Consider the following 13,310-nt stretch of genomic DNA (forward strand, 5'->3'; position numbering starts at 1 on the left):
AACAGGGCAGACAGGGGGCGTCGACAATCCGGCTACAGGCTGGCGAGGCTGGTGTCGGATACCTCGGCCCCCTCCCCGGCCTTCAGGAAATCGACAAAGGCTCGCAACGGCGCCGGCAGGTGGCGCCGCCCCGGATAGTACAGAAACGGCCCTGAAAAACGCGGCCACCAAGGCTCCAGGATCGGCTCCAGCGCGCCGCTATCGAGGTGCGGGCGCAGCATCCCCTCGAACAGATGAATCACGCCCACACCCGCTAGCGCCATGCTGATCGCGAGATCCATAGCGGCGCCCGGTCGCACGAGGAGCGGTCCCGAAGGATCCAGCCGCACCACCTCGCCGTCGCGCTCAAAATCCCACGTGGGCTTCGCGCCGCCGGCGAACTGGCCGCGCAAGCAGGCATGCCCGAGCAGATCGCGCGGATGCTCGGGTCTGCCATGGACGTCCAGGTAGCTCGGCGCCGCAGCCGTCGCGAAGCGCTGCACACGAGGGCCGATCGGGACAGCGATCATGTCCTGCTCGAGTCGCTCGTCGTAGCGGATGCCGGCATCGCAGCCGATCGACAGCACGTCGACAAAGCCATCCTCGACCACCACCTCCACGCGGACGTCGGGATAAGCCTTCAGAAACGCCGCGATGACCGTTGGCAAAACCATCCGCGCGGCGCTCGACGGCACGTTGAGCTTGAGCGTGCCGGTGGGCTTCTCCCGGAATCCGTTCAGGACGTCCAGCGCCGCCTCCATCTCGCTGAACAAGGGCGCCAGCTTTTCGATGAGACGCAGCCCCGCTTCGGTCGGCGCCACGCTACGCGTGGTGCGGTTCAGCAGACGCAGGCCGAGCTTCGCCTCGAGACGCCGCACGGCAATGCTGAGACTGGAGGCGGATACCCCGCTGACGCGGGCCGCGTCGCGAAAGCCACCGGCGCGCGCCACGGATACGAAGGCGGCAAGATCGTTCAATTCCATGGTCATTGTTCACAATTTGCAACAACCTGTGCAATTTAGATCGGATTATCTAACAACGCAATCGCGACCATACTGCAGCCATCACTCGTCAAGGAGAGCGCAATGTCAAACTTCACCCCCGTGGACACCTTCAGGCTCGCCGGCCGTCCGGTCCGCCGCATGGGCTATGGCGCCATGCAACTAGCCGGACCCGGCGTTTTCGGCCCGCCCAAGGATCGCGACGCAGCCCTCGCGGTGCTGCGCGAAGCGGTGGCCACCGGTGTCAATCACATCGATACCAGCGACTTCTACGGTCCTCATGTGACCAATCAGATCATTCGCGAGGCGCTTCACCCGTACCCGGACGATCTGGTGATCGTCACCAAGGTGGGTGCGGTGCGGGGCAACGACGGTTCGTGGCTCCCCGCTGCCGAGCCCAAGGATATCGAGCGCGGCGTGCACGACAATCTCCGCAACCTGGGCCTCGATGTGATCGACGTCGTCAACATGCGGATCATGGGCTCGATCCACGCACCCTCTGAAGGATCAATTGCCAAACAGGTGGAGGCACTGGCCGAACTCCAGCGTCAAGGGCTGGTGCGCCATATCGGCCTGAGCAACGTGACCTCGACCCAGGTCGCCGAGGCGCAGGGCATCGCGGAGATCGTGTGCGTGCAGAACCAGTACAACCTGGTCCAGCGCGAGGACGAAGCGCTGGTCGACGAACTGGCGGCCAAGGGCATCGCCTACGTGCCCTTCTTCCCGCTCGGCGGGTTCTCGCCGATCCAGTCCTCGGTATTGTCGACGGTCGCGCAAACGGTCGGCGCGACGCCGATGCAGGTGGCGCTCGCATGGCTGCTGCATCGCTCGCCTAACATTCTGCTGATTCCGGGCACGTCGTCGCTCGGGCATCTGCGTGAAAACATGCAGGCGGCGCAGTTGAGCTTGTCGGAAGCCGTCCTCGCTGAACTGGACACGATCCGCCAGGCCGGCGCCGAGCATTGATCGTGTGAGGGGGTCAGGGGCGTCGAGCGGTGCTCAGCCGGTCTGCCGGGTCGTACGCAGCACGAACGCTGCAAGTGTGCATCCGAGCATCGCGACGCCCGCAATCAGGAACGTGTCGCTATAGGCCATCAATAGCGCCTCGCGTCCGACGGTCTGATTGATGATGCCGAGCGCCAGTTCGCGTACGCCACTCAAATCGCTCTTCGGCAGCGCGTCGGCTCTCGCCAGGTGACTGCGTGTCAGCAGCCGCACGAGATCGGCGACGCGCTCCTGAAACGCCGGCGAGAACGGTGTGACCGATTCGCCGATCCGCATCGCGTGTAACTTCTCACGCTCCACCACGATCTGGCTCGCCACCGCAATGCCAATCGCGCCGCCTACGTTGCGCACCATGGTGAACAGCCCGGAAGCGGAGCCGAGCTGGCTTCGTTCCAGGCCGTCGACGGCCATCACGGACAGCGCGATCACCACCAGCGACTGGCCGACGCCACGCACGATCAACGACGGTATGACGACATTCCCGGCAGCGTCCGCATCGAGATGGATGTTCATCAGGCAACCTGCCGCGACCAGCGCGAAGCCGAGAATAATCGTTGTACGCGCGCTGGTGCGGCGCATCAGCGGCGGCGTCAGGAACGACATCACGAACTGCACAAGCCCGTACGGAATCATCGCAAGGCCGATATCACGCGCGCTATAACCCTGCAGTTGTGCGAAATAGTTAGGCACGAGGAACACCACACCGAACACGACGGCGCCGAACAGAAACTGCATCAGGCTCGCGATGCCGAAGTTGTAGCGTCCCAGCAGCCGCAGATTGATGAAGGGATCCGCCCGGCGTAACTGGATGATCGCGAACGCGGCGAGCCCCGCTACCGCGACGATCAGCGTGTCGACGATAAACGTCGAGGAGAACCAGTCTTTGCGCCCGCCTTCTTCGAGCGCGATCTGCAGCGCGCTCAGGCCGACCGCCATCGTCCCGATACCCAACCAGTCCGCGTTACGCAACTTCGCGAGATTCATCGGCAGCGGCTTGATCGACCAGCCGATTGCAGCGAGCAGCACAAGCGTCGGCGGAATCTGCAGATAGAAAATCCAGCGCCACGAATACATGTCGGTCAGGTAGCCGCCCATGGAAGGGCCGGCGGCCTGCGCGACGTTGTTGGCGATCGCGAAGAGCGCCATGCCGAGCGGATGTCGCGAGCTTGGTAATTCGGTGACGATAAGCTGGAACGAGAGGGGAATCAGCACACCACCAAACGCGCCCTGGAGGGCGCGCGCCACGATCATGGCGTCGATGCTGGGGGCGAGCGAGCATGCAAGCGAAAACACGAGGAAACCGCTTGCGCCCACCAGAAGCACGCGGCGTATCGTAAACACCTGCACCAGCCAGCCGGTCAGCGGAATAACGATGATTTCCGCCACCAGATAGGCGGTCGTGATCCATGAGCCTTCTTCGAAGCTGGCGCCGAGCGAGCCGCGAATGTCGGGCAGCGATGCGTTGGTCACGTGGACATTCATGCCGGCCATGAAGCAGCCGAATACGCCGCCGAGCACGACGATCCATGTACGCAGCGAGACGCTTTCAGAAGGTGTGACTGCCATCTTGCTGGGCGTCATGATGGCAGCGCACCGTTCGCGCCGCGCGTATCTACCTTGACGACGACGGACAAGCCTGCGCGCAGCCTAACAGCATCCACACGTGACGCGTCCACGTGAATCTTGACGGGCACGCGTTGCACGACTTTCGTGAAGTTACCGGTCGCGTTGTCCGGCGGCAGCAGCGCAAACTCGGCGCCTGAACCCGGCGCAATGCTGGTCACCTTGCCGTGCAGCGTACGGCCCGAATACGCGTCGACATCGATTTCGACGGGCTGGCCCGGCTGCATGTCGCCGAGCTGGGTTTCCTTGAAATTGGCCACGACGTACACATCGTCGAGCGGCACCACGGCCAGCAGCGGCATGCCGGTCTCGACATACTGTCCTGCCCGCACGGTGCGTTGGCCGACCTCGCCGGCGCGCGGCGCGCGGATCACCGTGTTTTGCAGATCGATCTGCGCAAGGGCGAGGGCGGCGCGCGCCTCGCTCAACTGCGCCTTCGCCTGCTCGATCGCAGCGAGGCTCTGCCCGCGGCGCTTGCGCAATACGTCCTGTTGGTCGCGCTGCGTCTCTACAGCGGCGCTCGCCTTCGTCAGCGCCGCATCCGCTTTCAGCGCATCGGCCTGCGCCTGCTCCCAGCGTTGTCCGCTCGATGCCTGTTGCGCATACAACTCGCGGTAGCGAGCCGCATCGGCGTCGCGGCGCACCGCGTCCGCCTTGGCGCCGCTTGCGTCGGCCTGCGCTTGCGCAATCAGGCTGCCTTGCTGGGTGGTCTGCGCATCGAGACTCGCGACACCCGCTTCCTCGGCGCGAATCGTCGCTAACGCGGCATCGACCGCCGCTTCTGCACGCGTCACTTTCGCCTGGTAGTCGCGGTCGTCGATGCGCACCAGCACGTCGCCGGCCTGCACTTTCTGGTTGTCTTCGACCGCCACCGTGCTGACATAGCCCGGCACGTGCGAGCTCAGCGTCACAACGTCGGCGCGCACATACGCGTCATCGGTGCTTTCGATAAAACGCCCGACGGTCCACCAGCGGACGCCCGCTACGACCGCCACCACGGCGACGATCGCGGCGCCGGTCGCGAGCCAGTGTTTTCTGCCGGGTATAGCGCGCTTTCCCGGAACGACAGTGGTGCTCATAAAAGGAACCCTGAATGAAGATGACGGATAACCCAACCTGTGTTGCGGGCCGCTTCAACGCTGCCAGCCACCGCCCAACGCCTTGAATACGGCGATCTGGTCGGACGAAATCTGCTCCGTCGACGCAGCAAGCGCGGCGTCGGTCGTGACTAGTTCGCGCTCGGCATCGAGCACATCGAGGAAATCAAGCGCACCGGCTTTGTAGTTCAGCTCGGCCAGATCGAACGCGCGGGCATGTTGCTCGCGTGCCTGCTGCAGCGCGCGATGCCGGTCCCACTCCGCGCCGTACAACGTGAGCGCCTGTTCGGTTTCCTTCAGTGCGTTCAAGACGCTCGCGTCGAACGACGCGAGCGCCGCGGCGCTGTCGGCTTGCGCCTGTGCGAGCTTCGCGCGGCTTACCGCCATGTTCGGGAAATGCCAGCTAATCAGCGGGCCGATACCCCACGCGACGGCATATTCGTTACCGAGCGAGGCAAGACTGCCGCTCGTCGACAGCCAGTTCACCGAACCGCCGAGCACCACCGACGGATACAACTCCGCGGTCGCAACCCCAACCCGCGCGCTGGCCGCGGCAAGATGCCGTTCGGCCTCACGTAAGTCGGGGCGGCGCTTGAGAAGCGCAGCTCCGTCGCCAACCGGGAACGGCGTGGCGATCACCGGTGCGGCGACACACTGCGCGGCTTGCTCGGGAAAATCCGCCGGCGCGCGACCGGTCAGCACGGCGAGCTCGTACAGGGCTGCCCGCCGCTTGCCCTGCAGGGTAGGCAGCGTGGCGCGCGTGTCGTCGACAAACGCCTGCGCACGCACCACCTCGAGTTCCGAGACGAGCCCTTGCGCACGCTGAAGCTGCGTCAGTTGAGCCACGCGGTCAGCGATCGCAAGCGAGCGTTGCGCAACCTCGATCTGCTCGCCATAGCTGCAGGCATGCGCGTAGGCATCCGTCGTCCCGGCGGCGACGGCGACCCGCAGTGCGTCGCGGGCGGCCTGCGTGGCGTCGGCGTCGGCCTGCGCGGAGGCAACCAGCTGGCGCACTCGACCCCACAGGTCGACTTCCCAGGAGATCGCCAGCGATGGCGCATAGGCCCAACGTGTTGGCGCGCTTCGGTGATCCGCCGCGGCGACGATCTGGTCGGAACTCTGCTTGCCGTAGTTGCCGCCTAACGCGACCGCCGTATCGGGCAAGCGAGCCGCGCCCGCTTCATTCAATACCGCTTGTGCACGTTCCAGATGCGCTGCCGCGACGGCCAGATCCCGGTTCTGCGAGAGCGCCTCCTCAACGAGGCCGTTCAGCACCGGATCGCGATAGAGCTGCCACCACCGGTCCGCGGCGGGGTCGGTCGAGACCCGCGCTGCCGTGGTAGACACGAACGGCCGGCTCGCGGCATCCGGTACGGCCGGTTCGCGGTATGGCGCGCCGACTGTGCAGCCTGTCGCCACGCTCGCGAGCACGCCGAGGCACGTCATGCGCAGCGCATCGCCAAGGTGTCGTACAGCCGGTTTGAAGGAACGCCATGAGCGGAAATGTGCCATCGATTGCCATGCGGTTCGGACAGGAGATGGCGGCAATGTTAATGTGACGTCTCCGGTTAATCTCGCGCAGAATCATCATTCATCGTCGCAAAATGGACTTCCCTTCGACGGACATCGATCTGATGGAGCAAGCCTCCCTCGTCGCGGTCATCGCCACCGATCCTCCGGCGCGCACCGCATTCCCCCTGCACTCGCACCGGCAGGGGCAACTGATTCACGCCATCTCCGGTGTGATGATCGTGTGCTCGGAAGGCGGCAGTTGGGTCGTGCCGACCGGGCGCGCGGTGTGGGTGCCGGGAGGCACGCGGCACGAAATTCAAACCGCCGGCGAAGTGCAGATGCGCACCGTCTTCGTGGAGCCGGGCGTGCGCGCCGGCTTGCCGGATGCGTGCCGCGTCATCGGCGTGAGTACGCTGCTGCGCGAATTGATCGTGACGGCGGCCAAAATAGACGAGTACGCGGCCAATAGCCCGCGCGCGCACCGCATCATGGGGTTGATCCTCGACGAGATTGAGATCGCACCGGCCTTATCGCTGCACGTGCCCATGCCGCGGCATCCCGCGCTGGTCGAGTTGTGCACGCAGTTGATCAATCAACCTTCGCTGCAGGTGACGCTCGCACATTGGGCGGACGAGGCGCATATGAACGAGCGCACGCTGGCGCGCACCTTCAGGCGCGAAACCGGCATGACCCAGGGCGCATGGTGCCGGCATGCGCGATTGCTGCTGAGCCTGCCGCGCCTCGCGGCCGGCGCGTCGATTCTCGAGCTCGCACTCGAGCATGGCTACGAGAGCCCGAGCGCGTTTGCCGCCATGTTTCGCAAGGCGCTCGGCGTGCCGCCGAGCGAATATTTCCGCAAGTCCTGACGAGACACCACGCCCCCTCGCACGCTGTCCGTTTCGCGACGACCACTGGACCATTTGCGCGCGCGATGTCGCGCCGATCAACGCTACAGTGGGACAACCAACACACTGAGCGACGCGCCGTGCACGACGCCCGTGCGATCGCACCATCATGGATCTGATTCAATGCATGCGGGTCTTCGTCGCCTTGACCGACGCCGGCAGTTTCACCACTACCGCGGAACAGCTTAGACTCTCGGCGCCGCAGGTCAGCCGGGCGGTCACATGGCTGGAAAACCATCTCGGTACGCGTCTGCTGAATCGCACCACGCGTTCAATGGCTCTGACCGAGGCCGGCGAGCAGTACCGCATCCGCACGCGCGAAATTTTGCATGCGCTGGATGCGTCGGAACGCGAAGCGAAGGGTTCGGTTCTGCATCCGCGCGGCCGCTTGCGCGTGCACTGCAGCGCGAGTCTCGCGAACCACTTCGTGATTCCGCTCGCCGCGCAATTTCAGGCACGCTACAACAACGTCAGCGTCGATCTCACGCTGGCGCCGAAGATGCCCGACCTGATTCGCGACGGCTACGACGTTGCGCTGGTCGCGATGGACAGCCTGCGTTCGTCCGATCTGATCGCGATCAGCGTAGGGCGCATGGATAGCATACTGTGCGCAGCGCCGGCGTACATTGCCGAACACGGCTTGCCGCAAGTGCCCGCCGCGCTCGAACAGCACCGCTGCCTGCAACTGGTGGCGCCGGCCTATGAGGACAGGATCTGGAAGTTCGAAAGCGAAACGGGTTGCGAGATCGTGACGCTCGATCCCGCGTTCACGGTCGACGTCGGCGCATCGCTCGCAATCGCGGTCAAGGCAGGAATGGGAATCGGCTTGCTGCCACACTTCGTGGTGGCCGACGATCTGCAGTCGGGCGCGCTGGTGCGTGTGCTTCCCAGATATCGCCTCAACAGCATCGAGGTTTTTCTGGTCTATGCCTCGCGCCGGTATCTCGATGCGAAGATTCGCGCGTGGATCGATTTCATGAAGACGCAGTTGCGCCTTGCGCTGTCAGCGAACTCGCCCTGTGAGACCGCGTCGCCCCGTCTGCGCCACAGCGCGCGCGATCTGACGGAAACGTCGTGACGGCGCGCGCAAAGCACTCGCCGTCACGGGTCGCAACGCTTACCTGGTGTTGAACAGGTTGCGCAGATTCGTCATGGCCATGTCGAGGAAGCCCGTCACGAACGCTTCGAATTCGGGCTGGCTGCCGGTACCGCCCGCCCACGGCTCGCCCGCGATGTCCCACGTCACCGTGCAGGCGTTTTCGCCGCGCGGCTCGGCACGCATCGAGGCCCACAGGTTGCCGATATCGAATGTCGTGTAAATCAGGCTCCACGTCATCACCATGGCGGCGTCGTCGTGCGTGTTCAATTGCTCGACAACGATGCTGCCGTCGGCAAACAGCTTCTTGCGCAGCGAGCGCACGCCGCTACCCGTCATCTCGGTGCGTTCGAGCCCCGTGATGAATTGGGCAAAGCCGGCAAAATCGCCGACCACCCGCCATGCGGCACGTGCGGAGACGTCGAGTTCGGCACGGCCCGTCAGGATCGGTGTAGCCGGTGCGTAAATCAGAGTGGCGGGATGCAGCGCGGGATTGGCTTTTTGCAGCATGGTATCTCCTCGGTAAGTAATGGACATCGGTAGCAAGGGAAAAACATCGCGCCCAGCTTCGCGCGGCGACGAACGCCGGTGTTACCACGCGGGTTCGGCGTCGTGCGGGTCGGCCGCGCGCGGGGCGCGGTCCACCATGGGCGTGTGCGGGTCAGGCGGCGGCAGGAAGCCGCAATCGATCAGATAGCGGAAGTGCTGGCCGAGCAGGCGTTCGTCCTTCTCCGGATAGGCGATGCCGAGACGCGCGAGCGTCGCCGCACTCCGCGCATGATCGATGACGGACATATCGCCGATGTCGTCCTGACGGTCGTCGAGGTAGAACGCTACGACGTCGAACAGCGCGTTCGCTTCGTCGATCGACAGTAGACGGTTACGCCATGTCGCGGCGTCCTCCAGCACGAGCGGATAGCCAAGGCGTGCGAGTGCCTGCAGATAGCCGTTCCATGTCAGGGGCCGGGGATTGTGCAGATGGAACACGCGCTCGCTGCGGCGTGGGTCGAGCGTACAGCCGACAATCGCGCGGGCAAGAAAGTCCACCGGACTCAAATCGAACTGCGCCTCGCCACCCGGCGCAAAACCCAGTTGCACCGAGCCTTTGACGAGCAGCAGGATGCGGTTGCGTCCCGGCTGGCACAGGCCGGTCTGTGCATGTCCGGTGATATTGCCGGGCCGCAGGATCGTCGCATCGATGCCGCGTTGCACCGCCTCCCAGACGAGGTGCTCCGAAACCCACTTGGTCAGGTTGTACCCGTTATTGACGAACACGGGTGCATTCGTCCCCGGCGGCGCTTCGAGCACGTTGCCACGCGCATCGATTGTGCTGGCTGCCGAGAGCGTCGATATGTAATGCAACGCCTTGCGGCGTCCTTCGCAGGCGAGACGCAGCAACGCGAGCGTCGAGCCGACATTCTCGTCGTAGAGGAACGGGTAGTCGTAGACGTGATTGACGTGCGCGCCGTTGTGATAGATCGTGCCAATCTCGCCGGCCAGTCGTTGCCAGACATCTTCGGCGAGACCGAGGCGAGGCTTCGCCAGGTCGCCGAGCAGAATACGGATGCGCGGATGGCCGCACAGGTGCTCCATGCCATTGACGATCACCGCATCGTCGAGCCGGTGATGCGCTTCGGCCACGCTATGCGCCCGCACGACGCAATAGATCGGGCCGTCCGTTTTCGCGATCAGTTCATGCAGGATGAAGGTACCGAGAAAGCCGTTCGCACCTGTCAACAGCACGGCGCCACGCCCCGTTTCCTCATCGCGCGTGGATTGCGGCTGGATATCGCGCGGCAGGTGCCGGTCTTCGTGCACCCGCGCCGGGATGCGATCGCCCCGCTGCAGGTCGTCGTCGGTCAGCAGCGATGCGAGCGCCTCGATAGTGGGCTGCTCCATGAAACGCCCCAGCGGCGCGTTGCCGGCGAGTTCGCGCTTGACCGCCAGCATCAACCGTGAGACCAGCAGCGAGTGGCCGCCCAGTTCGAAGAACGAATCCTGCCGGCCGATCTCGGCTGCATCGAGATCGAGCAATTGCGCCCACAGGTTGCGCAGATGACGTTCTGTCGCCGTGCGCGGCTCACAGGCATCGCCGCCCGTCGTGCACGCGCGGCTTAACGGCAGGCAGGCAAGCGCGGCACGGTCGATCTTGCCGTTGGGCGTGGCGGGCAAGATCTCCAGCTCGGCGATGTCGAACGGCATCATGTAGTCCGGCAATGACGCGGCGAGCGCGGTACGCAGCGTTTCGGCATTCCCGCTTGCGTGGGCAGGCTTCGCGACGAACACGCGAATGCGCTTGCGTTCGTCGGCGATGGCCGCGCACTGCCGATACAACTGCGTGTCCAGCACCGCGTTTTCGACTTCCCCCAGTTCGACACGAAAACCGCGAATCTTGATCTGCTTGTCGCGCCTGCCGATATACAGGAGGCTACCGTCGACGTCCCATTGCACGATGTCGCCCGTGCAGTACATCGTCGCGTCGCCCCCCGGTTCGGCCACAAAGCGTTCGGCGCTGAGTACCGGTTGCCCGAGGTAGCCCATGCCGACACCCGCCCCCGCAATATGGAGTTCGCCGGCCTGGCCGGTGCACACAGGCCGGCCGTTGTCGTCGAGCACATAGCAGCGAACGTTCGCAATGGGCCGACCGATTCGCCGGTTATTGCTGCCGGCCTCCATACGCGACGTGGTCGCCAGCACCGTGCACTCGGTTGGGCCGTAGATATTGTGGAACTGCCGGCCTGCGCTCCAGCGGGCGATCGTATCCGGATCGCAGACGTCGCCGCCCGTCACCAGATGCCGCAAGCTGGGCCATGCGCTGTCGGGCAGTGCGGCGAGCAGCGCGGGCGGCAGGAAAGCATGCGTCACGCGCTGCGCGTCGACCAGCGCCTGCAGCGCATCCAGTTCGCGGCGCTGCGTTTCCGTCGGCACAATGAGCGTACCGCCGGCGAGCCATGTCGGAAAGATATCGAGCAACGAGGCATCGAACGCAATGGTCGAAAACTGCAGCGCGCGTGTGCTTGCATCCAGCGCGCAGTGGTCGCGGTACCAGTGGCAAAAATGCACCAGGTTCCCATGCGACAACATCACGCCCTTCGGCACGCCGGTTGAACCGGACGTGTAGATCGCAATCGCGCATCGCGACGCCCGCTGCGCATCGAGCTCGATGGGCCACAGAGGCGACGGCAGCGTGGCATCGGTGTTCGGCTGCGGCGCGTCGATCAGGCGAATCCCCATGCCCTCGAGCGCCGCGGCCTCAAACCACGCGTCGCTGACCAGCCCTTGTGCACCCGATTCCTGGAGGATCAGGCGGATGCGTTCCGGCGGAAACGCCGGATCGAGCGGCACGCAGGCGGCGCCCGAGCCGAGGATGCCGAGCATCGCCGTATAGAGTGCCGCTGACTTCGGCAGGCACACCGCCACGACCTTCGGCGGCACGCCATGCGAGCCGGAGTGCAGCGCATGGGCGAAGCGCGCCGCGCGGGTCAGCAGAGCCTGGTAGTCGAGCGAATCGTCCGCGTCGATCAAGGCAGTCGCGCCAGGTGTGGCCTGAGCGGCCCGCGCTACCATCTCCGGCAACGACGGCTCGCACGCGTAGTGACGGTGCGTCTCATTCGACGCATGCCAGCGCGCGAGCGCGATGAGATCGAGCGGCTGCGCATAGCCGTTGTCGACGGGCGGATGCGGCGTATCGTCGAACAGGTCGCGCGCAATCCGGTTGACCACATCGGTGAGCAACTGCAGCGCGCCATGCTCGATCTCGCCGACCAGATCGGCGCCGCATACCGGCGCATCGAACTCGACAGTCTGCGTGGCCGCGACGCGCCAGTCATCCGGCGCATGCAGCAGATGCCATTCGAGCCGCACGCGCTGCGGGGGAACCTGCTCCGCAAGCGCGGCAAAACGGAGCACGCGTGCCGCTGCGTCGCGAGCCCCGCATCCATCGGCAGCATGGGCCTCGCAGACGATCCTCCACGCGACCGGCGCCGAAGCGGCGCAGTCCGGCGACGCAGCAAGGCCCAGTGCATCGGCCACATCGCGCAGCGGACCGGCCTGGTTATCGGCAACGCTAACCGTATGCCCGATCTCATGGAGTTCGGCCGCGATACTGGCCGCCAGCGGCGTCTGGCCGCTGATCGCAATCGTTATCGCTTTCATGGCTTCACCGTCATAGAACGCTCGCCAGCGCCGCACGGGTCGGCGCATGATCGAGCAGCCCGCTCAGTTTGAAGAAATTGCGGATATTGACGATCATCGGATGATGGCTCGTGATCGGATAGGCGCCGACCATGTCGCCCGCGATCTCGCGTCGCGTAGCCGCGGGCAGATCCAGTGCGTCGATCAGACGGCGGTCAAATGCGAGCTGCAGTTCGGCGCTCAGGTACTCCTTCAGGAAGACCGGCAGCGTTTCGCCGAGCGCGCTGCGCGCCGCTTCGTCGATCTCGCTCCAGTAAAGCTTCACGAGGTTGATCCAGAACACCGAGTGGCGCCCCTCGTCCGCGAGGTGATCGGACATGACGCCCTTGACCGAGCGCTTTAACGTCGTGTCGCGCGAAAACGCCGCGACTTCGGCGGTCACCGTGTTCTCCGAGATCGCGACGGCGAGCAGTTCCATGCCGTCGCGGTACGGCGGCGCGACGCGTTCCAATGCGCGCGGGATGGCGCGCGACAGCTCGATCTCGTGGTTCGCCGCAAGCGCGGCGACACCGGTATGCACTTCGACCTGGCGCAGATAGTCCATCGCAACGTACGCGTGATAATCCTCGTCGATGACCACGGACATCGCATCATGCCTGCAGGCAAACGGGAAATCGTGGGCGAAGCGGCCGCGGGCGATCTTAAGCGCGGTCGCGTTGACGATCTCCGTTTCGAAGATGATGACGTCGTTGATGTACTTGTAGAAGCTCTGCAACAGGATGAAGTCCCGCACGGCGTCGCCTGCATCGACGATCGCCGGATGCGCGCATAGCGGTTGACGCTCGAGCGGGTAGTAGTGCAAACCGTCGTCCTCGACGATACGCCGGGGGCGCGAGCGGATCGTTGCACGCTGCTCCCACGACTCGGCGTGACTCTTGTAACTCTGCAATGTCATCAT

At 64.8% G+C, this 13,310-nt stretch carries 10 protein-coding genes; 3 read left to right on the top strand and 7 right to left on the bottom strand.

Features of this window, described 5'->3' with window-relative positions; genetic code table 11:
• Window positions 1-32: 32 nt before the first annotated feature.
• Window positions 33-962, bottom strand: coding sequence for a LysR family transcriptional regulator (locus P3T42_RS26840; protein WP_429307708.1), 930 nt, complete (start codon window positions 960-962; stop codon window positions 33-35).
• Window positions 963-1,064: 102 nt separating this feature from the next.
• Between P3T42_RS26840 and P3T42_RS26845 the strand changes: the two genes are divergently transcribed.
• Window positions 1,065-1,946, top strand: a complete 882-nt coding sequence (locus tag P3T42_RS26845; RefSeq protein ID WP_429307709.1) for an aldo/keto reductase family oxidoreductase — start codon at window positions 1,065-1,067, stop codon at window positions 1,944-1,946.
• Window positions 1,947-1,979: 33 nt separating this feature from the next.
• On the opposite strand, the gene P3T42_RS26850 is transcribed toward P3T42_RS26845, so the two are convergent.
• Genes P3T42_RS26850 through P3T42_RS26860 form a run of 3 tightly spaced genes read right to left on the bottom strand, consistent with a single transcriptional unit; the run spans window position 1,980 to window position 6,217 of the window.
• Window positions 1,980-3,566, bottom strand: coding sequence for a DHA2 family efflux MFS transporter permease subunit (locus P3T42_RS26850; RefSeq protein WP_429307710.1), 1,587 nt, complete (start codon window positions 3,564-3,566; stop codon window positions 1,980-1,982).
• On the bottom strand, window positions 3,563-4,687 hold the full coding sequence (locus P3T42_RS26855; protein WP_429307711.1) for an HlyD family secretion protein: 1,125 nt from the start codon (window positions 4,685-4,687) through the stop codon (window positions 3,563-3,565). The genes P3T42_RS26850 and P3T42_RS26855 overlap by 4 nt, the downstream gene beginning before the upstream one ends.
• A gap of 54 nt (window positions 4,688-4,741) precedes the next feature.
• The gene (locus P3T42_RS26860; protein WP_083640179.1) at window positions 4,742-6,217 is read right to left on the bottom strand and encodes an efflux transporter outer membrane subunit; all 1,476 of its coding nucleotides are present in this window, start codon (window positions 6,215-6,217) and stop codon (window positions 4,742-4,744) included.
• A gap of 92 nt (window positions 6,218-6,309) precedes the next feature.
• Here P3T42_RS26860 and P3T42_RS26865 point away from each other — a divergent pair, with 92 nt between their 5' ends.
• Together P3T42_RS26865 and P3T42_RS26870 are read left to right on the top strand one after the other, a co-directional pair.
• Complete coding sequence (locus P3T42_RS26865) at window positions 6,310-7,083, top strand: AraC family transcriptional regulator (RefSeq protein ID WP_074293740.1); 774 nt, start codon at window positions 6,310-6,312, stop codon at window positions 7,081-7,083.
• Window positions 7,084-7,231: 148 nt separating this feature from the next.
• Window positions 7,232-8,200, top strand: a complete 969-nt coding sequence (locus P3T42_RS26870) for a LysR substrate-binding domain-containing protein (protein ID WP_429307712.1) — start codon at window positions 7,232-7,234, stop codon at window positions 8,198-8,200.
• Between the two features lie 39 nt (window positions 8,201-8,239).
• Here P3T42_RS26870 and P3T42_RS26875 read toward each other — a convergent pair whose 3' ends face one another.
• The 3 genes from P3T42_RS26875 to P3T42_RS26885 all read right to left on the bottom strand — a co-directional run bounded on the left by P3T42_RS26875 (window position 8,240) and on the right by P3T42_RS26885 (window position 13,310).
• Window positions 8,240-8,728 carry an SRPBCC family protein gene (locus P3T42_RS26875; RefSeq protein ID WP_429307713.1) on the bottom strand — a complete coding sequence of 163 codons (489 nt, stop codon included), beginning with the start codon at window positions 8,726-8,728 and terminating at the stop codon, window positions 8,240-8,242.
• A gap of 81 nt (window positions 8,729-8,809) precedes the next feature.
• Window positions 8,810-12,373, bottom strand: a complete 3,564-nt coding sequence (locus P3T42_RS26880) for an amino acid adenylation domain-containing protein (RefSeq protein ID WP_429307714.1) — start codon at window positions 12,371-12,373, stop codon at window positions 8,810-8,812.
• 10 nt (window positions 12,374-12,383) lie between these two features.
• Window positions 12,384-13,310 carry a diiron oxygenase gene (locus P3T42_RS26885; RefSeq protein WP_429307715.1) on the bottom strand — a complete coding sequence of 309 codons (927 nt, stop codon included), beginning with the start codon at window positions 13,308-13,310 and terminating at the stop codon, window positions 12,384-12,386.

This window comes from Paraburkholderia sp. GAS38, assembly GCF_050434965.1.
In the GTDB taxonomy this organism is placed as follows: Bacteria; Pseudomonadota; Gammaproteobacteria; order Burkholderiales; family Burkholderiaceae; genus Paraburkholderia; species Paraburkholderia phenazinium_A.